General features: G+C 65.2%; 21 protein-coding genes. 16 read left to right on the top strand and 5 right to left on the bottom strand.

The annotated features are described in order from the left end of the window. Positions 1-53 precede the first annotated feature (53 nt). Together GYH34_RS04775 and GYH34_RS04770 are read left to right on the top strand one after the other, a co-directional pair. Entirely contained in the window at positions 54-2,318 is a 2,265-nt protein-coding gene (locus GYH34_RS04775) for a response regulator (RefSeq protein WP_244635273.1), read from the top strand. Positions 2,319-2,367: 49 nt separating this feature from the next. Beyond that, positions 2,368-3,486, top strand: coding sequence for an ATP-binding protein (locus GYH34_RS04770; RefSeq protein WP_161912592.1), 1,119 nt, complete (start codon positions 2,368-2,370; stop codon positions 3,484-3,486). Here GYH34_RS04770 and GYH34_RS04765 read toward each other — a convergent pair. Both GYH34_RS04765 and rocD read right to left on the bottom strand, forming a co-directional pair. Next, positions 3,461-4,324, bottom strand: coding sequence for an arginine deiminase-related protein (locus GYH34_RS04765; RefSeq protein ID WP_161912591.1), 864 nt, complete (start codon positions 4,322-4,324; stop codon positions 3,461-3,463). The genes GYH34_RS04770 and GYH34_RS04765 overlap by 26 nt on opposite strands. Before the next feature lie 97 nt (positions 4,325-4,421). Beyond that, positions 4,422-5,654, bottom strand: coding sequence for an ornithine--oxo-acid transaminase (gene rocD, locus GYH34_RS04760; protein ID WP_161912590.1), 1,233 nt, complete (start codon positions 5,652-5,654; stop codon positions 4,422-4,424). A gap of 216 nt (positions 5,655-5,870) precedes the next feature. Here rocD and GYH34_RS04755 point away from each other — a divergent pair, with 216 nt between their 5' ends. Both GYH34_RS04755 and GYH34_RS04750 read left to right on the top strand, forming a co-directional pair. Beyond that, on the top strand, positions 5,871-7,403 hold the full coding sequence (locus GYH34_RS04755) for an aldehyde dehydrogenase family protein (RefSeq protein WP_161912589.1): 1,533 nt from the start codon (positions 5,871-5,873) through the stop codon (positions 7,401-7,403). Between the two features lie 32 nt (positions 7,404-7,435). Next, a complete protein-coding gene (locus GYH34_RS04750; protein ID WP_161912588.1) occupies positions 7,436-8,833 on the top strand; it encodes a VOC family protein in 1,398 nt (465 codons plus the stop codon). Here the strand turns inward: GYH34_RS04750 and GYH34_RS04745 are convergent. Both GYH34_RS04745 and GYH34_RS04740 read right to left on the bottom strand, forming a co-directional pair. Next, a complete protein-coding gene (locus GYH34_RS04745; RefSeq protein WP_161912587.1) occupies positions 8,804-9,397 on the bottom strand; it encodes a phosphatase PAP2 family protein in 594 nt (197 codons plus the stop codon). The two genes, GYH34_RS04750 and GYH34_RS04745, sit on opposite strands and share 30 nt — an antisense overlap. A 221-nt stretch (positions 9,398-9,618) precedes the next feature. Further along, the gene (locus tag GYH34_RS04740) at positions 9,619-9,846 is read right to left on the bottom strand and encodes a hypothetical protein (protein ID WP_161912586.1); all 228 of its coding nucleotides are present in this window, start codon (positions 9,844-9,846) and stop codon (positions 9,619-9,621) included. A gap of 400 nt (positions 9,847-10,246) precedes the next feature. Here GYH34_RS04740 and GYH34_RS04735 point away from each other — a divergent pair, with 400 nt between their 5' ends. From GYH34_RS04735 to GYH34_RS04680, 12 genes are all read left to right on the top strand, one after another. Next, the gene (locus tag GYH34_RS04735) at positions 10,247-12,112 is read left to right on the top strand and encodes a methanol/ethanol family PQQ-dependent dehydrogenase (RefSeq protein WP_161912585.1); all 1,866 of its coding nucleotides are present in this window, start codon (positions 10,247-10,249) and stop codon (positions 12,110-12,112) included. A gap of 119 nt (positions 12,113-12,231) precedes the next feature. Then, positions 12,232-13,125: a methanol oxidation system protein MoxJ gene (gene moxJ / locus GYH34_RS04730; RefSeq protein ID WP_161912584.1), complete on the top strand. Its 894-nt coding sequence runs from the start codon at positions 12,232-12,234 to the stop codon at positions 13,123-13,125. 31 nt (positions 13,126-13,156) lie between these two features. After that, positions 13,157-13,738 carry a cytochrome c(L), periplasmic gene (gene moxG / locus GYH34_RS04725; RefSeq protein WP_161912583.1) on the top strand — a complete coding sequence of 194 codons (582 nt, stop codon included), beginning with the start codon at positions 13,157-13,159 and terminating at the stop codon, positions 13,736-13,738. Between the two features lie 130 nt (positions 13,739-13,868). Then, entirely contained in the window at positions 13,869-14,120 is a 252-nt protein-coding gene (locus GYH34_RS04720) for a methanol dehydrogenase [cytochrome c] subunit (protein WP_244635346.1), read from the top strand. A gap of 157 nt (positions 14,121-14,277) precedes the next feature. Next, a complete protein-coding gene (locus GYH34_RS04715; protein ID WP_161912581.1) occupies positions 14,278-15,309 on the top strand; it encodes a MoxR family ATPase in 1,032 nt (343 codons plus the stop codon). A gap of 16 nt (positions 15,310-15,325) precedes the next feature. Further along, positions 15,326-16,171: a DUF58 domain-containing protein gene (locus GYH34_RS04710; protein WP_161912580.1), complete on the top strand. Its 846-nt coding sequence runs from the start codon at positions 15,326-15,328 to the stop codon at positions 16,169-16,171. 1 nt (position 16,172) lies between these two features. Then, on the top strand, positions 16,173-17,081 hold the full coding sequence (locus tag GYH34_RS04705; protein ID WP_161912579.1) for a nonribosomal peptide synthetase MxaA: 909 nt from the start codon (positions 16,173-16,175) through the stop codon (positions 17,079-17,081). Next, a complete protein-coding gene (locus GYH34_RS04700; RefSeq protein WP_161912578.1) occupies positions 17,078-18,109 on the top strand; it encodes a vWA domain-containing protein in 1,032 nt (343 codons plus the stop codon). The genes GYH34_RS04705 and GYH34_RS04700 overlap by 4 nt, the downstream gene beginning before the upstream one ends. Next, the gene (locus GYH34_RS04695) at positions 18,106-18,708 is read left to right on the top strand and encodes an MxaK protein (RefSeq protein WP_161912577.1); all 603 of its coding nucleotides are present in this window, start codon (positions 18,106-18,108) and stop codon (positions 18,706-18,708) included. Before GYH34_RS04700 ends, GYH34_RS04695 begins: the two co-directional genes overlap by 4 nt. Positions 18,709-18,718: 10 nt before the next feature. Then, positions 18,719-19,720: a VWA domain-containing protein gene (locus GYH34_RS04690; protein WP_161912576.1), complete on the top strand. Its 1,002-nt coding sequence runs from the start codon at positions 18,719-18,721 to the stop codon at positions 19,718-19,720. Next, entirely contained in the window at positions 19,717-20,241 is a 525-nt protein-coding gene (locus GYH34_RS04685; protein ID WP_161912575.1) for an SRPBCC family protein, read from the top strand. Before GYH34_RS04690 ends, GYH34_RS04685 begins: the two co-directional genes overlap by 4 nt. Position 20,242: 1 nt before the next feature. Beyond that, positions 20,243-20,740 (top strand): hypothetical protein, encoded by a 498-nt coding sequence (locus tag GYH34_RS04680; protein WP_161912574.1) that lies wholly within the window; start codon positions 20,243-20,245, stop codon positions 20,738-20,740. A 46-nt stretch (positions 20,741-20,786) separates the two neighbouring features. On the opposite strand, the gene GYH34_RS04675 is transcribed toward GYH34_RS04680, so the two are convergent. Then, on the bottom strand, positions 20,787-22,193 hold the full coding sequence (locus GYH34_RS04675; RefSeq protein WP_161912573.1) for a mannose-1-phosphate guanylyltransferase/mannose-6-phosphate isomerase: 1,407 nt from the start codon (positions 22,191-22,193) through the stop codon (positions 20,787-20,789). Between the last annotated feature and the right edge of the window lie 29 nt (positions 22,194-22,222).

The raw sequence follows: 22,222 nt of genomic DNA, 5'->3' as shown, positions 1-22,222 counted from the left end.
ATGAAGCCGCTCGTGACGAGCGGACGACCCGCCATTGCGCCGAGAGGATGTTCATGCGCAGCAAATTCATCGACACGTCGTCGTTTCTCTATGCCGGCTTCGCCGTTCTCGCCGCCTCCTTGTTCGCCGCCTTCGCCTTCGTCGGCAAGCAGGCCACCGATTATCGCGACGTGCGGCAGCTCATGGGTGAAAGGCGGATTCATCACAGCATATTCGATCGACTCACAGAGGCGGAATCCGCGCAGCGCGGCTATTTGCTGACCAATGACGCGGCCTATCTCGCGCCTTTCGACGCCGCCAAGGCGCGGGTGAACGCGGATTTCGACGCTCTGCAGCGGGCGAGCGCGCCGGGCGAGGAGCGAAATGCGCTGGAGGCGCAGCGCGCGCTCGCCAATGAGAAGCTCGCCGAAATGGCCAAGACCGTGGAGCTGCAGGCGGCCGGCCGCCATGAGGACGCGGTGGCGATCGTGCGCGCCGGCTCCGGCAAGGCCTTCATGGAGGAGCTGCGCGTCGGCCTGGACGACAAGAGCGCCCGCCAGCAGCAGCTGATCGATTCGCAATCGCGCGCCGTCGAGACGAATGGCTCGCTGCTGCGCGCCGGCGCGGCGCTCGCCATCTCCATCACAATTCTCATCGGCGCGGCGACCATCGCTCTGCTGCGCGGCCGGCTCGCGGAGATCGCCTCGGCGCAATCGGAGCTGCGCGACGCGAACGCCGCGCTCTCCACCGAGGCGGCGCAGCGCGAGCAGCTCGCCGAGCAATTGCGGCAATCGCAGAAGATGGAGGCGATCGGCCAGCTCACCGGCGGCCTCGCGCATGATTTCAACAATATGCTCGCCGTCGTCATCGGCAGCGTCAATCTCGCCAAGCGGCGGCACGCCACCGATCCGGCGGAGACGCTGCGCTATCTCGACAGCGCGCTGGAAGGCGCCGAGCATGCGGCGACGCTGACGCATCGGCTGCTCGCCTTCTCGCGTCGCCAGCCGCTCGCGCCCGAGCCGATCGACCCCAATAAGATGGTCTCGTCCATGGCCGAGATGCTGCGCCGCACGCTGGGAGAGGATGTGCGGCTCGAGGCGGTCTTCGCCGGCGGCCTATGGCGCGCCTATGCGGATACGAGCCAGCTCGAGACGACGATCCTCAATCTCGCGCTCAATGCGCGCGACGCCATGCCCCAGGGCGGGGCGCTCACCATAGAGACGAGCAACGCCTATCTCGACGAGGAATACGCCGCGCGCGAGGTGGGAATACCCTCCGGCCAATATGTGCTGATCGCCGTCACCGACACCGGAACCGGCATGAGCCGCGAGACGGTCGCGCGCGCTTTCGATCCTTTCTTCACCACCAAGCCCGCGGGGCGCGGCACGGGGCTCGGCCTCAGCCAGGTCTATGGCTTCGTGCGCCAGTCGGGCGGGCATGTCCGCATCTATTCGGAGCCGGGGCTCGGCACGACGGTCAAGCTCTATCTGCCGCGCCATCACGGCCCGGTCAGCGCGACGACCACAGCCACGCCCCCCTCGCGCACCGCGCCGCGCAGCGAGAAGAGCGAGACGATCCTCATCGTCGAGGACGATGTGCGCGTGCGCGATCTCACCGCCGACACGCTCGCCGAGCTCGGCTATAATGTGCTCGCCGCGGAGAGCGCCGCCGCCGCGCTGCGCCAGCTCGAGGTGAACCCGAATATTTCGCTGCTGTTCACCGATGTGGTGATGCCCGACACCAATGGCCGCAAGCTCGCCGAGGAGGCGTGGAAGCGCCGGCCCGATCTGAAGATTCTCTTCACCACCGGCTACACGCCCAACGCCGTCGTCCATAATGGCGTGCTCGATCCCGGCGTCGAGCTGATCGTGAAGCCCTATTCGATCGATCGGCTGGCGCGCAAGGTGCGCGATGTGCTGGACAGCGCGCGCTCTGCGCCGCAGGAGACAAAGACGGCGCGGCGCAAGGTCATGATCGTCGACGATGACGCCGCCGTGTGCGAGGCCATGGCGGAGCTGCTGCGTCTCGAGAACTATGAGGTCGGCGTCGCCAGCGACGGAATGCGCGCGCTCGAGCTGGCGCAGAGCTTCAAGCCCGATGTCGCTCTGCTCGATCTCGGCCTTCCGATCATGGACGGCTACGAGACGGCGCGCCGGCTGCGCGCCGCGCCGGAGGGGCGCGACCTTCTCCTCATCGCCTCCACCGGCTCCGGCGGCGATGATGTGCGGCGTCTCTGCGAGGCCGCCGGATTCGATTTCCATCTCGTCAAGCCGATCGATCTCGACGCGCTGAAGGCTTTGATCGACGGCCAAAAGCCGCACCCCTCTCGCGTGACGTGACGCGCTCCCCATATAGAGGCGCCGAAGGAACAGCGCATGGTCAGCGCCAATGCATGCGACGCCCGCACAGCTGAAGATGATCGTCGAATCGGCCTTCGCCGCGCGCTTTCTGATCGCCGACGATCGCATTCTCTATGTCAATCGGGCGACCGAGGACATGTTCGGCTATTCGGCCGAGGAGCTCGTCGGCCGCACCGTCGATATGCTGCTGCCGGATGACGTGCGCGTCCGTCACCCAGGCCTGCGTGAGGAGTATTACAAGGCGCCGCGCCGCATTCTGCTCGGCGTCGACGAGGATCTTCGCGCGCGCAAGAAATCGGGCGTCGAATTTCCCATTCATCTCGGCCTCGCGCCGATCCGCGAGGACGGACGACTATACGTCGCCGTGACGGTGTTCGATATCTCGCATCACAAGGAGATCGAGCGTCAGCTCGTCGAGCGCGCCGATGAGCTTCAGCTCGCCAATGAGCGTCTGGCGCGCTTCGCCTATATCGCCTCGCATGATCTGCAGGAGCCGCTGCGCAAGATCGCCGCCTTCGCGGATATTATCACGGCTTCGATCGCCAAGGGCGATTTTGGCGAGGCCGCGCATGCGAGCGAGGTGGCGCGGGCCTCGGCGCTGCGCGCGCGCCAACTGGTCGACGGGCTGCTCGCCTTCTCGCGGCAGGTCTCGACGCCGCCGCGGCTGGAGACGCTGGACATTCGCGACGAGATAGAGGCCGTCGTCTCCGATTTCTCCGAGCTGATCCGGCAGACGCAGGCGCAAATCGCCGTAACGGTTCCGCCCGGCGTGCTGATCGAGGCCGACAAGCCGCAATTCGAGCGCTGCCTCTCGAGCCTGCTCTCCAATGCGATCAAATATCGCAAGCCCGGCCGCGCGCCGAATATTCGCTTCTTCCTTCGGCGGGAGCCGGAGCTCGCGCTTTCGGTCGCCGACGATGGCATTGGCTTCGAGCCGAAATATGCCGAGGTGATATTCGAGCCGCTGCGTCGGCTTCACAGCTTCGCGCAATATCCCGGCACAGGCGTCGGCCTCGCTCTGTGCAAATCCACATGCGAGCGTCACGGCTGGCGCATAGAGGCCGATTCGCAACTCGGCGCCGGCGCGACATTCACCATGACCATTCCGCGCGGCGAGAAGGTTAGTCCTCTGAAAGCTTCAGCGTGAGGCATTTGGCGGCGCCGCCTGCCTTCATGAACTCCGAGAGCGGCGTGACGATGGGCGCGAAGCCCGCCGCGCGCAAGCGCTGCTGCAGCTGCGGCGAGGCGTCGTTCATCGCGAGACCGCTATCGAGATCGACGGCGTTGCAGGCAAAGCGCATCGCATCTGCTTCGTCGATCTCTATGCGCTTCTCGCGCGGAACGATCGCCTCGATCGCCTCGCGCGAGGCGGCGTCGAAAGCCGGCGAATAATAGAGAAGATAGCCCCCGGCCAGCGGGCAGCAGCATGTATCGAGATGATAGAAGCGCGGATCGACGAGCTTCAGCGCGATCACGCGCCGTCCGATGATGCGCTCCAGCGTCGCCGGCGCCTCATCGGCCGAGCGCATGCCATGGCCGCACCAGACGACATCGGCGCCTCGATCGATGAGCGCGTCGCCTGCGCCCTCGAAGGGCAGATGCTCGGGCCAGGCCGCGACGCGCAAGCCGCGCGCCTCGAAGAAGGCGCGAAACAAGGGCTCCTCCGGCCGCCGTTCCTCGGCGCGAAAGCGGCTGACGACGGCGATGTCTCCGAGCACGAAGCCGGCGTTGGCGGTGAACACCATATCCGGCAGGCCCGCCGCCGGCGTGATCAGCTCCACCTCGGCATTCTTAGCGACGAACGCGCGCAAATTTTGCCATTGCTCTCGCGCGAGCGTGCGCGTGGTGCGGCCGATCTGATGCTCCATCCAGGGATTGATGACATAGCGCACATCGAAATCATCCGGCGCGCACATCAGCACGCGTTGGCGCCGCTCTTCGCGCGGCGCGCGAGCGGGCTCGAACATGGGATGCGGCTGCGTCATCTCGAGTCCTTTCGTTATCGCGAGTTCTTTCGTTTCCCGGCATGAAGACGGCGCCGAGACTGCTCCGTCTCGGCGCCGCAATGATGACAGGCGGCGATCAGCTCGCCAGAGCGCGCTTGGCCGGACGCGCGCGCTCGACCAATTCGGCGAGCGTCTCCTCGAAGCGATCGAGCGCCCAATCCAAATCCTCGCGCGCGATGACGAGCGGCGGCGACAGGCGCACGACGCTGTGATGCGTCACGGTGGAGAGCACGCCCTTGTCGCACAGCATCTCGCAGACCTCGCGGCCGGTGGCGTAGCGCGGATCGATCTCGGCGCCGGCCCAAAGGCCCTTGCCGCGCACGTCGCGCAGCGCGGGACTGTCGATGTTGCGCAGACGGCGCAGCATATGCTCGCCCAGGCTCGCGCTGCGCTCGACGAGCTTCTCGTCGCGCATCACATGCAGCGCCTCGAGCCCCACCGCCGCGGCCAGCGTGTTGCCGCCGAAGGTCGAGCCATGCGAGCCGGGCGTGAACATATCCATCAGCGCGCGCGTGCCGACGAAAGCGGAAACCGGCAGCACGCCGCCGCCGAGCGCCTTGCCCAGCATCACGCCATCCGGCTTCACATTCTCGTGCTGGAACGCGAACCAGGCGCCGGTGCGCCCGAGGCCCGCCTGCACCTCGTCCACGATGAGTAGCAGGCCGCGCGCGTCGCAGAGCTTGCGCAGGCCGGAGAGCCAGCCGACCGGCGGAACGATGACGCCCGCCTCGCCCTGCACGGGCTCGACCATTATCGCGACCGTGTCCGGTCCGATCGCCGCTTCCGTCGCCGCGAGATCGCCATAGGGAACCGCGCGGAAGCCGCCGCCATAGGGACCGAAATCGTCGCGATAGGACGGCTCCGACGAGAAGCCGACGATGGTCGTCGTGCGGCCGTGGAAATTGCCCTTGGCGACGATGATCTCGGGATTCTTCAAGCCGCGCACGCGGCGGCCGAAGCGGCGCGCCGCCTTGATCGCCGTCTCCACCGCCTCGGCGCCGGTGTTCATCGGCAGCGCGACGTCGAGGCCAGTGAGATTGCACAGCTCGGTGAGGAAATCGTCGAGGCGATCGTCGTAATAGGCGCGCGACGGAACCGCGAGACGCTGCGCCTGCTCCGTGAGGACTTTCAGAATGCGCGGATGCGCATGACCGTGGCTGACGGCGGAATAGGCGCTCATCATATCGACATAACGGCGACCGTTCACATCGAACAGAAAGGCGCCTTCGCCGCGCGAGAGCGTAACCGGAAGCGGCGCATAATTGCGAGCGCGATGCGGATTGTCGACGGACTTGACGTTGGCGTTCATGAACGAATGACCTCGCTGGTTCGTTAGGTGGGCGTCGCCTCGACGATTTGCATCAGTGCGGGCGATCGGCGGCTCACGGGACACGACGCCTCTGCGAGCCATTTTCTCGTGGAGCGCGTCGTTACGCCGCTCCGACGTTCGCGTTGCAAATACATCGAACACGGGGTATTTGCGAGACAAATAAAGCAGCAAAACGGCGAGATGGGAAGCACAGCTATGGAATCATGTGCAACAACCAACGATATCGCAGCGAGAGCTGAGGAGCTGCTCTTTCGTATTACTGTTCCGTCTGCGCTATTCCGCGATGGGAATTTGCAAGTGCGAACGCCGATTACCGGCGAAGTCATCGCCAGAGCAAAAACAAAAGACAGCAATGCTTTAGATTTGGCGATCGGCGAGGCCGACGCCGCCTATCGCAAATGGCGCAATATTCCGGCGCCGCGGCGTGGCGAATTGGTTCGCCTCTTCGGCGAGGAATTGCGCGCGGCGAAGAATGAGCTCGCCGAGCTCATCACCATAGAAGCCGGCAAGATCGTCTCCGAAGCGCGCGGCGAAGTGCAGGAGATGATCGATATATGCGACTATGCCGTCGGCCTGTCGCGCCAGCTCTACGGCCTCACGATAGCGACGGAGCGCCCCGGCCATCGCATGATGGAGACATGGCATCCGCTCGGCGTCGTCGGAATCATCACCAGCTTCAATTTCCCGGTCGCCGTCTGGGCCTGGAACGCCGCCATAGCGCTCGTCTGCGGCGATGCGCTGGTGTGGAAGCCTTCGGAAAAAACGCCGCTGACGGCGCTCGCCACACATGCGCTGTTCGAGCGCGCGCTGGCGCGTTTCGGCGAGGCGCCGAAAGGACTCTCGGCCCTCGTCATCGGCGGGCGCGAGCTCGGCGAGAGGCTCGTCGACGATCGCCGCGTCGCGCTCGTCTCGGCGACCGGCTCCACCGCAATGGGGCGCGCTGTCGGGCCGCGGCTCGCGCAGCGCTTCGCGCGCTCCATTCTCGAGCTCGGCGGCAATAACGCCGCCATCGTCTGTCCGTCCGCGCCGCTCGATCTCGCTGTGCGCGCCATCGCCTTCGCGGCCATGGGCACGGCCGGGCAGCGCTGCACCACGCTGCGCCGCCTCATCGTGCACGAATCCGTTTATGATCAGCTGATCGGAAGGCTCTCGCTCGCCTATGCCTCGGCGCCGGTCGGCGATCCGCGTGAGGGCAAGACGCTCATCGGCCCGCTCATCGACGGCGATTCCTATCGCGCCATGCGTCATGCTCTGGATGAAGCGGCCTCGATCGGCGGCAAAATCTACGGCGGCCAACGCCTGTTCGCGCAGGAGCGGCCGGATGCTTATTACGCGCGGCCGGCGCTGGTGGAGCTGGCCGAGCCGGCGCCGGTCTCGCGCCGCGAGACATTCGCGCCTATTCTCTATGCGATGAAATATCGCGATCTCGGCGATGCGCTGCATATGCAGAACGATGTGAGCCATGGCCTGGCGTCGTCGATCTTCACGACCGATCTGCGCGAGGCGGAGCGTTTCCTCTCGGCGGAAGGCTCCGATTGCGGCATCGCCAATGTGAATATCGGCCCTTCCGGCGCCGAGATCGGCGGCGCATTCGGCGGCGAGAAGGAGACCGGCGGCGGCCGCGAGGCGGGCTCCGATTCCTGGAAGGCCTATATGCGCCGCGCCACCAACACGATCAATTATTCGAGCGCTCTGCCGCTCGCGCAGGGCGTCGTCTTCGACGTGTGATCCTTACGTCGATCGACCTCGAGGAGTCCGATATGACCGAGACCCATGTTTCCGCCGATACGATCCGCTCGATCTTCTCCGCGGCGATGACGCAAATGTATCGCGACGAGGTGCCGCGCTATCAGGAGATGACGCGCATCGTCGGAGAGATCGACGGCGAAACGCTGGCGCGCGATCCCGCGCTGGAGGCGCGGCTGCGCCGCTCCGGCGCTTTCGATCTCATCGGAGTCGAGCGCCATGGCGCCATTCGCGTCGGACGGCCGGAGGAGCTGGCGGGGCTGCGGCGGCTCTTCGCCGTCATGGGCATGTATCCGGTCGGCTATTACGACCTCACGCCCGCCGGCGTGCCGGTGCATTCCACCTGCTTTCGGCCTGTCGAAGCGGAGTCGATCAGGCGCTGCCCTTTCCGCATCTTCACCTCGCTGCTGCGTCCCGAGCTGATCGAGGGTGAGGACCTGCGTCGCGAGGCGCAGGAGATTCTCGCGCGTCGACGCATCTTCACGCCGCGCTGCCTGCATCTCATCGAGATTTTCGAGGCCAATGGCGGGCTCGGCGAAGCGCTGGCGATCGAGTTCGTGCATGAGGCGCTGCAAACGTTCCGCTGGCGCGGCGAGGCCACCGTCACCGCCGGCCTCTATGAGGCCTATCGCAAGGCGCATCCGCTCGTCGCCGACGTCGTCTGCTTCCACGGCCCGCATATCAATCATCTGACGCTGCCGACGCTCGACATAGACGCCGCGCAGAAGGCGCTCGCAGAGCGCGGGCTCGATCCGAAGTCAATCGTCGAAGGCCCGCCGCAACGCCGGTTCCCGATATTGCTGCGCCAGACGAGCTTCAAGGCCATCGCCGAGCCCGTGCGCTTTGCGGGACACGACGAGGCGCGCGGCGAGCATCGCGCGCGCTTCGGCGAGATCGAGCAGCGTGGCGCCGCGCTCACCGCAGCAGGGCGCGCGCTCTATGACAGATTGCTCGCCGAGACGCTCGCCGCCAATTCGTCCCGAGATGGCGCGACGGCCGATTACAGGGCCGAGCTGAAAAACCGTTTCGCCGCTTTCCCCGATGACGCGGCGACGTTGCGCGCGCAGGGACTCGCCTTCTTCCGCTATGCGCCCGGCGAGAATCGGGGCGCGCCGACGTCCGGCGTTGGCGATGTCGAGACTTTGCTGCGCGACGGCGCGCTCATCGCGGAGCCGATCACCTATGAAGATTTTCTGCCGGTGAGCGCCGCGGGAATCTTTCAGTCCAATCTCGGAGAAGGCGGACGCCGCGAGCTATCGGCTTCGGCCAATCGCGAAGCGTTCGAGCATGCTCTCGGAACCAAGGTCGCCGATGCGATGGCGATTTACGCGCAGGAGGAGAAAGGCTCGTTGGAGCGCGCGCTCGCCGCGCTCGGCCAGCGATCACCAATGGCCGAGGATGCAGGCCGATAGCGGATAGCCCATGGCGACTCCCATCGTCAGCCCGCCGAGCACATCGCTGGGATAGTGATGCGCCGTTGCGATGCGCGACCACGCCATCGACAGCACGAGCGCAGCGGCGGAAGCGGCGGCCGAAGGCCAAGCGAGAACGATGGGCGCGAGCACGCCGCTGAGCGTCATCATATGTCCGCTGGGAAAGGAATGCTCGTCGAGTATCTTCAGCAGCGACGTCAGCCGCGGATCGACGTGAAACGGACGCTTGCGTCCGATGCGCTTCTTGATGATCGGAAACAGCGTGTGCAGCAGCGCGGCGTTGAGTCCGCCGAGCGCGATCACCGGCCAGGCGTCGCGCCCGGCGAGGGAGAAGATCGCCGCTGCGAGGATGGGATAGATCCATCCATTGCCGAGCTTGCTGATCGTGATCGCGAGCATTCTGGCCAGCGTGAATTGCGTGGAGCGCGCCACGAAATGCACGCCGGCGAGATCGGCGCGCAGCAGGCGCTCGCGCCAGAGGAGCAGCGTCTCGGCGAGAACGAGACGTTCGAGTGAGAGGCGGCGGTTCGAAGCGAGCAGCATGGCGAGAAAGCTAGGCGCCGCGTGCTGCCGTTTCGTGACACATGAGCGACGTTTCGATTGCAGCGCGCGCCGCGAACGTCACATCATTGTCAATCCGCACGCGAGCGCGCATGCGCAGAAGGAGATAGATCACGAGCTTCAGCGCAGCGCCGCGCGCAATGTTTTTTTCGCCGCCCGCGAAGCTCGCGCCTGTCCGGCAATTTTTCCCGAAGTCGCGCGTCCTATTCGGGCGTCTCGGCCTCGGGCGTCGCAGGCGCGGGGTCGAAGACGAAATAGCGCCCCCCCAACGCGCCCTCGTAAGGCCGGCCGTCGCCGTGGCGTCGCAACTCGAAACGGACCACCGTGTTCGGAACCAGGACGCGAAGCGTCGTCGGCGACCTCGCCTCTATGGCCACCAGCAGCGGCTCCTCCGCTCGGTCGATATCCGTCAGCCAGACGAGGCTTTCCATTTCGACCCCTCCCCTGATCCGCTCGCCATCTCGAGGCGCCCGGCGGCGGCGGCGGCTACGGCTTCGATTGAGGCGACGCCAGTTTGGCGACATCACGGCGCGACTGCGGCGTGAGCAGGACGCCTCACCCGGAGGGTCGTGAGGAAGACGCGGCGTTCATGCCGATTCTTCCCGTGTCAGATTACCGACAAATCATACAGACAGAGCCGCGGCCGAAAACCTATATCTCGCCGGCCCCGCTCTCCGCTTTTTCGCGCCGATAACGTTGCGACGACGTCGAGGACGATGGCCGACAAACAAAGACATGGCTCGAGAGATCGCGAGCCGATGCTTCACGAGGCGACATCTCCATTCCGCTCTGCGATCCGCCGGGCGATGGCTGTTGCAGGAGGACTCGTCGATGAGGAAACTACTGAATTCGGTATCGCTGCTCGCCGTGCTGACGGTGGCGCCGATCGGCGTCGCTTCGGCCAACGACAAGCTCGACCAGCTCTCCAAGAGCGAAGAAAATTGGGTGATGCCGGGTAAGAATTACCACTCGGACAATTACAGCACGCTGACGCAGATCAACACGAGCAACGTCAAGGATCTGAAGGTCGCCTGGACCTTCTCGACCGGCCTGCTCAACGGCCACGAGGGCGCGCCGCTCGTCGTCGACGGCAAGATGTATATCCACACGTCTTTCCCGAACAACACTTTCGCGCTCGATCTGAACGATCCGACCCGCATCCTCTGGCAGGACAAGCCGAAGCAGAATGCGGCCGCCCGCGCGGTCGCCTGCTGCGATCTCGTCAACCGCGGTCTGGCCTATTGGCCGGGCGACTCCAAGACCCCGCCGCTCATCCTCAAGACGCTGCTCGATGGCCATATCGAGGCGCTCAACGCCAAGACCGGCGAGCTCGTGTGGAAGATGGAGAACTCCGACTATAAGGTCGGCTCCACGCTCACCATCGCTCCCTATGTCGTCAAGGACAAGGTCCTCGTCGGCTCCTCCGGCGCCGAGCTCGGCGTGCGCGGCTATGTCACGGCCTATGACGTCCACACGGGCGAGCAGGCCTGGCGCGCTTACGCGACCGGTCCGGACGAGGACGTGATGCTGGCCAAGGACTTCAACAGCAAGAACCCCCATTACGGCCAGAAGGGCCTCGGCACTTCGACCTGGGAAGGCGACGCCTGGAAGATCGGCGGCGGCACCAATTGGGGCTGGTATGCTTATGATCCGGGCACGAATCTCTTCTATTACGGCTCGGGCAATCCGGCGCCGTGGAACGAGACGATGCGTCCGGGCGACAATAAATGGACGATGACCATCTTCGGCCGCGACATCGACACGGGCGAAGCGAAGTTCGGTTATCAGAAGACCCCGCATGACGAGTGGGACTTCGCCGGCGTGAACTTCATGCTGCTCACCGAGCAGAAGGACAAGGAAGGCAAGGAGCGCAAGCTGCTGACCCATCCTGACCGCAACGGCATCGTCTACACGCTCGACCGCACCAATGGCGATCTGATCTCCGCCGATAAGATCGACGACACGGTCAACGTCTTCAAGACGGTCGATCTGAAGAGCGGCCTGCCGGTTCGCGATCCGGAGTATGGCACCCGCATGGACCATCTCGGCAAGGATATTTGTCCTTCCGCCATGGGCTATCACAATCAGGGCCATGATTCCTATGATCCGACCAAGCAGCTGTTCTTCCTCGGCGTGAACCACATCTGCATGGATTGGGAGCCCTTCATGCTTCCCTATCGCGCGGGTCAGTTCTTCGTCGGCGCGACGCTGAACATGTATCCCGGCCCGAAGGGTGATCGTCAGAAGGGCGAGGGCCTCGGCCAGATCAAGGCCTACAATTCGATCACCGGCCAGTTCAAATGGGAGAAGTTCGAGCGCTTCGCGGTTTGGGGCGGCACCACGGCGACGGCCGGCAATATCGTGTTCTACGGAACGCTGGACGGCTTCATCAAGGCCCGCAACAGCGATAATGGCGAGCTGCTGTGGAAGTTCAAGCTTCCCTCCGGCGTGCTCGGCTATCCGATCGTCTACAGCCACAAGGGCACCGAATACGTCGCCATTCTCTACGGCGTCGGCGGTTGGCCGGGAGTGGGCCTCGTGTTCGATCTGCAGGACCCGACCGCCGGTCTCGGCGCGGTGGGCGCGTTCAAGCAGCTCGCCAATTACACGCAGATGGGCGGCGGCGTGATGGTCTTCTCGCTGAACGGCAAGGGCCCTTACGACGACGTGAATCTCGGCGAATACAAGGCCCATTGATCCATCGGCAGGCGTCGGTCGCGTCCTTTCCTGTTCGCGACCGACACAGCGCGCCGCCCGGATGCATGAAGCGCGTCCGGGCGGCCTCGCCACACATGCAAACGGATCGGATCGCTCCCATGTCGCGTATCACCTCTCCGCGTCTCGTCGCCTCCGGACTCGCTCTGGCGCTGCTGACCAGCGCCGCCGGCGCGCTCGCGCAAGAGACGAAGCCTTCGGCCGCCGCTTCTGCGAGCAAGGCCGACACATTGCGCATCTGCGCTTCCGAAGCGCAATCGCCGCTCTCCCTCAAGGACGAATCCGGCCTCGAGAACCGTATCGCCGTCGCGCTCGCCGAGGCGATGGGCCGCAAGGCGGAATTCGTCTGGTCGTCGAAGCCGGCGATTTATCTCGTGAGGGATTATCTCGACAAAAATCAGTGCGACGTCGTCATCGGGCTGGACACGGGCGATCCGCGCGTCGCGACGAGCAAGCCCTATTTCCGCACCGGCTATGTGTTCGTGACCAAGGCCGAGAAGAATCTCGACATCAAATCCTGGTCCGATCCGCGCATCAAATCCTTCAACCACATCGCCGTGCCTTTCGGCTCTCCGGCGGAGGTGATGCTGAAGGAGATCGGCGAATATGAGAACGATATGGCCTATCTCTATTCGCTGGTGAATTTTCGTTCGCCGCGCAACCAATATACGCAGATCGACCCTGCGCGCATGATCGGCGAGGTCGCGAGCGGCAACGCAGAGCTGGCCTCCGCCTTTGCGCCCGATGTGGCGCGCTTCGTCAAATCCTCGCCGACGCATCTGCGCATGACGCTGGTCGACGACGATTCCAAGCGCAGCGACGGACAGAAGATCGGGCAGCACTACGACCAATCGGTCGGCGTGCGCCTTTCGGACAAGGAGCTGCTCGCGCAAGTGAATGCGGGCCTCGATCGCGCCAAGCCGAAGATCGACCAAATCCTCACGGCGGAAGGCGTTCCGCTTCTTCCCATCGTCAATCCGGTCGCAGCGCATTGACGCTTGGCGAATATCGAAGAGACCGACAAAAATGAAATCGAGCAAGAAAAAGGCCTGTGTCCTGATCGGCGGCGCCTTCGCCAGCCTGATCGCTCTCTCGGCGATCGCGCAGAATGCGGGCATCACCTTTCGCAACACGATCACCGGCGAGGTGCTGAACTTCGACGACGCGCTTCCCGAGGGCAAGGATACGCCCGGCGTGAAGAAATTCATGCAGTCGGGCGTCAATCCGTATAATGAGGACATTAGCTGTCTGAAGCAGGGCGAGCAGCTCTTCCTGTCCGCCTGCTCTGGCTGCCACGGCCATCTCGGCGAAGGCAAAATCGGCCCCGGCCTCAACGACTCCTATTGGACCTATCCGCAGAACGCGACCGACGAAGGATTTTTCTCGACGATCTTCGGCGGCGCGCAGGCGTCCATGGGGCCGCAATACGCCAATCTTCAGCTCGACGAAATGCTGAAGGTCATGGCCTGGGTCCGCCATCTCTACAAGGATCCCGTTGCCGGAGCGACCTGGTTGACGCCGGAGCAACGCGCAAAATACAAGCCCTATCCTGGACACGAGACATTCCCCGATGATCCGCCCGGTCAGTGCAAGACCTCGGCAAAATGAAAGACGTCGGGAAAATGAAAGTCGCGCATGCGTGAGCGGCGCGACGGACGCGGCGCGAGCTGCGGATAAATTGGAGGAAGGCACGATGGGAGTTTTGAAGATTGCGGCGGCCCTCGGCGTCGCGTTCGTCATGAACGCGGCTGCGATCGGCGCGGCCTCGGCCTATGACGGCACCAAATGCAAAGCCCCCGGCGATTGCTGGGAGCCCAAGCCCGGCTATCCCGAAAAGGTCGCCGGCTCGAAATACGATCCCAAGCATGATCCGAAAGAGCTCGCCAAGAACCAGTCCGCCATCGCGGCCATGGAAGAGCGCAATAAGAAGCGCGCCGAGCACTTCAAGAAGACAGGCGCTTTCGTCTACGACGTCAGCAAGATTCCGTAAGCGTCGCGCGAGAATGCCGTCCCCGCGCCCCCGGGGACGGTCGTCATGCGGCCACGATCCGGGTCCGGCGTTATTCGACAACAACGCGTCGGACCCCTTTCCCGGGATCGTGGCCGCAACGCCCTCTCCTCCGACGAGATTGTTGGACCTGTTCAGCGTGACAGACACCGCCGAAACCGACGCCGTCTTGGCCGATTGGCGCGCCAAGGCGCAGGAATTCGAGACGCGCGTCGCGCGCGTCGTCCTCGGCCAGAATCGCGTCATTCGGTTGGTGACCATCGCCATTTTCGCACGCGGCCATGTGCTGCTGGAAGGCGATGTGGGCGTCGGCAAGACGACGCTTCTGCGCGCTATCGCACGCGCGCTCGGCGGCGCCTTCTCGCGCATAGAGGGCACGGTCGATCTCATGCCGAGCGACCTCCTCTATCACACCTATCTCGCCGACGACGGCCGCCCGCGCGTCGAGCCCGGCCCGGTGCTGCGTCACGCGGAAGATCTCTCCATCTTCTTCTTCAACGAGATCAATCGCGCGCGTCCGCAAGTGCATTCGCTGCTGCTGCGGCTGATGGCGGAGCGCAGCGTCACCGCCTTCGATCGCGAATATTTCTTTCCCACGCTACAGGTCTTCGCCGATCGCAATCTCGTCGAGCGGGAGGAGACATTCGAGCTGCCGGCCGCGGCGCGCGACCGCTTTCTCATGGAGATATCCATGAGGACGCCGAGCGACGCGGCGGCGCGGCGCGCGCTGATCTTCGATCCTCGCTTTCACGATGTCGATCGCCTGCTCGAAGAAATCGGCGAGCCGGTCTTCGATTATCGCGCGCTCGGCTCTGTCGCCGAGCTGATCCAAAATCGCGTCCACGCCAGCGAGACGCTCGAGGCCTATGTGGCCAAGCTCTGGGATGCGCTTCTCGACCCTCACGCCGCGGGCGTTTCTCTGCCGGATGTCGAGATGCGCGGCTTGGTCCGCGGCGGCGCGAGCCCGCGTGGCCTCGCCTTTCTCGTGCGCGCGGCGCGCGTGCGCGCCTGGCTCGAAGGGCGCGACGCGCTGACGCCCGAGGATATTCGGGAAATCTTCCTCGAGACGATGGCGCATCGCATCTTCGTCGATCCGATCTATGCGATGCGCGGCGACGACATTGTCCGCGATCTGTGCCGCGCCGCTTTCGCGACGGTCCCGGCGCCTTGAGACGCGAGGCGTGACGATGCAGCGCTTCGACCTCGCCTATCGTCCACGCGGCCGCGTCTCCAACGGCTCTGTCGGCGCGCATGGCGGCGTCGATGTCGGCGGCATAGGCGTGTTTCGCGATCACGCGCGCTTCATTCAATTTCCCGACGCGCGCCGCATCGACATTCGCGCGACCATGCGCGACCCGACCGGCGAGACTCATGTGCGCCGCTTCGAGCAGCGCAACGCCATCGACGTCTATGCGCTGGTCGATCTTTCCGCCTCCATGGGCTTTCACGGCGCGGCGCGCCGTCTCGATCTCGTCGCCGACCTCTGCACGGCGCTCGCCTTTTCGGCGACGCGCATCGGCGACCGCTTCGGCGTCATCGCCTGCGACGAAAGCTTGCGCAATGATCTTCTGCTGCCGGCGACGCGCGCGCGGGGCGCCGCGGTCGCCGCCGCCGAGCGTTTGCGCATTGCGGCTCCGCGCGGCGCCTCGGCGAAAGCGCTGACGGAAGCCGCCGGCCTCATCGCCGGGCGACGCAAGCTCGTGCTGCTCATCTCTGATTTTCACTGGCCCCGCGACTTCGCGACGCGCCTTTTCGGCCTGCTCGCGCAGCATGATCTCGCGCCAATTGTCGTCGCGGATTCCACGGAAGAGCGCGATCTTCCGCACTTCGGCCTCGTCGACCTCGAGGATATCGAGAGCGGCGCGCGGCGGCTCGTCTTCATGCGCCCGAGTCTGCGTCGCCGATGGCTCGCGCGCGAGGCCGAGCGGCGCGACGCGCTGCGTCGTCTCGCGCTCGCGCATGGACGCCCGCCTTTCGTCATGAGCGACTCTTTCGACGCCGACGCGCTGTCGCGTCATCTGCTCGGTCTGTGACATGCGCGCAGCCCTCTTCGCTCTTTCGCTTCTTCTCGCGCTGGCCGCGCCCGCTGCGGCGGAAGTGAAATCCGTGCGTCTCTACGCCGATCGCAGCTTCGGCTTCTTCGTCGGCGATCTGGTGAATGCGCGGCTCGAGATCATCGCCGATTCCGCCTCCCGCTTGCAGACCGCCTCGCTGCCGCGTCCCGGCGCGCTCGATTATTGGCTCGATCTGCGCGACGTCCATGTTCGCGAGCAGCCCATCGGCGACGGGCTCACACGCTGGGATATAGAGCTCGTCTATCAGCTCTTCTATGTCGCGCTCGATGTGCGCGATCTGCAAATCCCGCCTTTTCCTCTGCGCTTTCTGCGCGAGGGCGAGAGCGAGATCGCCCGCGCGCCCGCCTGGACGATCGGCGTCTCGCCCTTGCGCGAGGTGCTGCCGGCGCGCCGCGACAATCCCACCGATTACATGCGCGCGGACCGTGGCGTCGCGCGAGGCGATGCAACGACTCCGGCGGCGCGCGCGGGCATATTCGCCGCGCTCGCATTCGGCGCGTTGGCGTTGGTCGCTCATGATCGTGGCTGGCCGCCGTTTCATCGTCGCCGCGCGCGCATCTTCGCCGCCGCCGCGCGTCGCATCGCCGCGCTGACGAAGGGCGACGGCGAGGCGTCGCGCCGCGCGGCGATGCTCGCATTGCATCGCGCAATCGATGAAGCCGCCGGCCGCCGCATCTTCGCCGAGGACCTCGACGCCTTTCTTTCGGGCCATGCGGAATTCGCATCGGTGAAAGAGGCGCTCGGCCGCTTCTTCAATAGCTCGCGCGCGCTGTTCTTCGGCGTCGCCGATGCGGGCGGCGATCTTGCGGCGACAGAACTGCTCGCGCTGGCGAAAACATTGGCGGCGTTGGAGAGGAGCGCGGGATGAGCTTCGGCCTCGCCTCTCCGCTCGCGCTATTCCTGCTGCCGCTGGCGCTCGCGCCGCTTCTCTTCTCGCCGTTGCGGCTATCGCCCATATCGTCCGTCGCCGCCGCGCCGCAGGATGCGCTCTCGACATTCATCGCATGGGCGCTGCGCCTTTTCGCCAGTCTCGCCATCGGCGCGAGCGCGCTCGCCGTCGCCGGGCCGTTTCGCGAAGGCCGCGCCATTCAGCGCTATGGCGAAGGCGCGGAAATCTCGATACTGATCGATCGCAGCGCGAGCATGAACGAGACATTCGCCGGCCGCACGCCGGCCGGCGGCGAGGAGTCGAAAGCCTCCGCCGCCAAGCGAATCATGACGGATTTCGTCGACCGGCGGGCGCATGATCTCTTCGGCGTCACCGCCTTCTCCACCTCGCCGATAATGGTCATGCCGATGACCGATCATCGCGCGGCGGTGCGCGCCGCAATTCAGGCGATCGACCGGCCGGGCCTCGGCTACACGAATATCGGTCGCGGCCTCGCAATGGCGCTGTCGCAATTTCCCGCGGGCGGTGAGGTGGAATCGCGCGTGATCTTGCTCGTCTCCGACGGCGCCGCCGTCATCGACCCGCGCATTCAAGATCAGCTGCGCGCCGATTTTCGCAAGATCAGGCCCAATCTCTATTGGCTGTTTCTGCGCACGCGCGGGGCCAAAGGGATAAGCGACCAGCCGGACGCCGGCGAGCTGGACACGCCGCAGGCCATGCCGGAGCGCCATCTCGATCTCTTCTTCAAATCGCTCGGCATAGGCTATCGCGCTTTCGAGGCGGAAGGCCCCGCCGCTGTGGCCGAGGCGATAGCGGAGATCGACCGGCTCGAACGGCGCCCGTTCCGCTATGTCGAGCGTATTCCGCGCAAGGATCTCACGGACCAGAGCCTTCTGGTCGCCGTCTTCGCGACTTCTGTGCTCGTGGTCGCCAAATTCGCCGAGACGCGCCTGAAGCAGACGGCGCGCGCAGGCGCGTCGCCGCAATTCGCGAAGAGGGCCGCATGAGCGAAGCCCCCCGCGCCCAATTTTTGCAGACGCTCGCGCGCCTCTTCGCGCGCTGGCGTTCGGCGCTTCTTCTCGCTTTGCTCGCCGCGGCGCTCGTCGGGGCGCTGCAAAACGCCATCGCAGCATGGCGCGTGCGCGTCGACAATGCCGCGATCGGCGCGCTCGCCGCGGGGCGAGATATAGAGACCGATTCCACTTCCGCGCCCGAGCTCATCGCGGCGCGCGTCAAATTTCTGGCCGAGCGCGAGGAGTTCGACAAGGCGCGCGCGCTGCTGGAGCCTCTGGGCGCCGCCGGCCGCGACGAGCTTTCCGCGATCGCCCATTATGATCTCGGCAACGCCTTGCTGCGCCGCGCCTTCGATCTATTGGAGCGCGGCCAGCTCGAGCCCGCCGGTCCCTTCGTCGAGCTGGCGCGTCGCGAATATCGCCGCGCATTGCAATATCGGCCGGAGTTCTGGGACGCGAAATATAATCTCGACGTCGCCGCGCGCCTCGTGCGCGACAATCCGCAGCTCGAGCATTCGGGCGGCGACGAGCTGCCCGCGGACCCCAAGAAAATCTGGACCGATATTCCCGGCGCGCCCAAGGGTCTGCCATGACAGGCCCACGATGATGATCGCCCGCTTGCGCGATGCGCGCTTTCTCTCGCTCGCCTTCGCCCTGGCGATGCTGATAGCCGCCTTTGCGGTTCCGCGCGCCGAGGTGGTTCGCAATGGCGTCGATCTACTGGCGACGCTGGACATTACCGGCAGCATGAACACGCGCGATTATTCTCAGGACGGCGCGCCGGCGAGCCGCATCGAATTCGCAAAGAACGCCTTGCGGCGGCTCGTCGCCGATCTTCCCTGTCCCTCGCGCGTCGGCCTCGCCATCTTCACCGAGCGCGAGCCCTTTCTTTTGTTCGAGCCCATAGACGTCTGCGAGAATTTCGCGGCCCTCGACGCCGCGATCGGCGCGCTCGACTGGCGCATGGCCTGGGAGGGCGACAGCCGCATCTCCGCCGGCCTCTTTCGCGCGGTCGAGATGGCGCGACGCATCGGCGCCGATCTCCTCTTTATCACCGATGGGCAGGAGGCGCCGCCGCTGCCGGCCTATGGCGCGCCGGTCTTCGAGGGCGCGCGCGGCGAGATTTCCGGGCTCATCCTCGGCGCGGGCGGCTATGAGCCCGCGCCTATTCCGAAATTCGACGATCGCGGCCGCGAGACCGGCTTTTTCGGCGTGGATGAGGTGCCGCATGAGAGCCGCTTCGGCCTGCCGCCGGCGGACGCGGAGCAGCGCGAGGGTTATAATCCGCGCAATGCGCCATTCGGCGGGGAGATGCGCGCCGGCTCAGAGCATCTCTCCAGCGTGCGCGAGCCCTATCTGCGGCAACTCGCCGAGACCACGGGCCTCGGCTATGCGCATTTGGAGAAGCCGGACGGGCTGGCGAGCGCGCTGCTGGCCGTCGCGCGGCCGCGGCCGAGCCTCGCGCCTCTCGATCTACGCCCCGCTTTCGCGGCGGCGGCGCTCGTCGGCTTCGCCACCCTCTATCTCATCGTCCCGCTCGCGGAGATTTTCACGCGGCGACGCCTTTTCCGTCTCGCAACCACACGCTCGAGGAGAATAGAGTGAAACCGAAAATCGCCCTCTTGGCCTTGCTTTTGTCTATCGCGCCGGCGCTGGCGCATGGCCCGACGCCGATCAAGGTCGACGAGAAGATCACCGTCGCCGCCGATCCCAAGGCGGTCTGGGCGCTCGTCGGCCATTTCGGCGCGCTCGACTGGCATCCCGATGTCGCCAGCGTGAAAGCGACCGGCGGCGACGCCAATGGCGCGGTGCGCGAGATCACGCTGCGCAAGGGCGGCGTCGTCACCGAGAGCCTCGACGAATTTGATCCGCAGCAGATGAAGCTGAGCTATCGCATGTCGGACGCCAATCTCGACGCTCTGCCGATCAGCTCCTATTCGGCGACTTTGGCGGTGAAGCCAGCGGCGGGCGGCGGCAGCGAGGTGCAGTGGTATGGCCGCCTCTATCGCGGCGACACCAGCAATGAGCCGCCGGACAATCTCAATGACGACGCCGCGCGCGAGGCGATGACCACCTTTTTGAAGGATGGGCTCCAGGGACTCGCCAAAAAGCTGCAAGGCAAGTGACATGAGAGCGCCGCGTCTCGCCGCCCTCTGCGCGACGCTCGCGGCGCTGCTCTACGCCTGCGGGGACACGGCGCCGCAGCGCGGGGCCGTGGAAATGAAGCGCAAGGACGAGCTGCCGAAATGGCTGACGCCGATCGATCGCGTCGATCCCGCCTATTGGCTGGCGGCGCGCAAGAGCGGCGGCGCGCCGGTGGACGAGGGCAGAGTGGCGCGATTGCAAGCAGCGCTGGATATCGGCGGCGCGCATTTTCTGGAGGCGCCGCGAATGCTCGCCAATCGCGCCGCGCAGCTCGGCGACATGCTTTCGGAGATCGGCGTGGTGGAAGACGAAGCGCAATCGATCGAGAGCCTCGCGCGCGTCGCGGCGGCGACGGGGAGCAAGCAGACCTTCGGCGATCTCTGCCAGCATTATTTCAATCTGCGCAAGCAGGGCGCGACGCGGGAATCGGCGCTCGCCGATTTATCGGAGCGCTATAGCGTGCAGAAGCGGGGACAATAAATAGGCGAGCCTCGAAAGGCTCGCCTTCGCCTATTGGCGAACCGCGTCAGCCGCGGTTGTAGACGTCCTGCAGACGGACGATATCGTCCTCGCCGAGATAGGAGCCGGTCTGCACCTCGATGATCTCGAGGTCGATCTTGCCCGGATTGCTCAGGCGATGAATGCAGCCGATCGGCAGATAGACCGATTCATTCTCGTGGACCAGCAGCGTCTCCTCGTCGCGGCCGACCTCCGCCGTGCCCTTGACGACGATCCAATGCTCGGCGCGATGAAAATGCTTCTGCAGCGACAGGCGCGCGCCCGGCTTCACCACAATGCGCTTCACCTGATGCCGATCGCCGGAATCGACCGATTGATAAAAGCCCCAGGGACGGAAGATGCGCTTGTGCTCGCCCGCCTCGCGGCGGTTCTCGCGCTTCAATTGATCGACGAGCTGCTTGACATTGTCGCCATGCTCATGGCCCAGCACCAGCACGGCGTCCGGCGTCGTCACCACAATGACGTCGTCGACGCCGACGACAGTGGTCAGCGTCTCGTCCGAGCGCACATGCACATTGCGCGACTCGCGCACGACGCCATTGCCGCGCACCGAATTGCCCTGTTCGTCGCGCTCGGTCAGCTCCCACACGGCGCGCCAATTGCCGACGTCCGACCAGCCGATGTCGGCCTCGATCACCGCGGCCTTGCGCGTCTTCTCCATCACGGCGTAATCAATGGAGGTCTTGGGCGCGCGCGCGAAAGATTCTGCGTCCAGCACCAGAAAATCGAGATCGCTGCGGCCGGCGTCGATCGCCTTTTCCGCCGCCTCGGCGATCGCCGGCTCGAAATGGGCGATCTCCTGCTGCATCACATCGGCGCGGAAAATGAAATTGCCGCTGTTCCACAAATAGCCGGCGTCGATATAGCGCTGCGCGGTCTCGCGATCGGGCTTTTCGACGAAGGCCTCGAGATTGAGAATGTCGCCGGCGATGCGCTCGCCGGGGCGAATATAGCCATAGCCGGTGGCCGGAGCGTCGGGCTTGACGCCGAGCGTGACGATATAGCCATCCGCGGCGGCCGCCGCCGCTTTTTTGCACAGAGCGACGAGGCCTTTGGGGTCGCGCACGACATGATCGGCGGCGAGCACGACGACGATGGTCTGCGGCGCGCGGCGAGCGGCGACGCCGGCGGCGACGGCGACCGCGGCGGCCGAATCACGCCGGGTGGGCTCGAGGACGATGTCGGCCGCGGCGCCGATGGCGCGCAGCTGATCGGTGACGAGGAAGCGATAATCGGCGTTGGAAATGATGACGGGCTTGTCGAAGGCCTCGTCCGACAGCGTCTGAATGGTGGTCTGGAAGGTCGACAGCTCGCCGACGAGCGGAATGAATTGTTTCGGGAGGGTTTCCCGCGATTCGGGCCATACGCGCGTGCCCGCCCCGCCGCACATTATGACAGGAAGTATCTTCGTCATGTATCGCCTTTCGGTGGAAGGCCGTTATC

The sequence above is a fragment of the Methylosinus sp. C49 genome (assembly GCF_009936375.1).
GTDB lineage: Bacteria > Pseudomonadota > Alphaproteobacteria > Rhizobiales > Beijerinckiaceae > Methylosinus.
The sequence above is the reverse complement of the archived record's forward strand: the minus strand, read 5'-3'. Positions and strand labels throughout refer to the sequence as shown.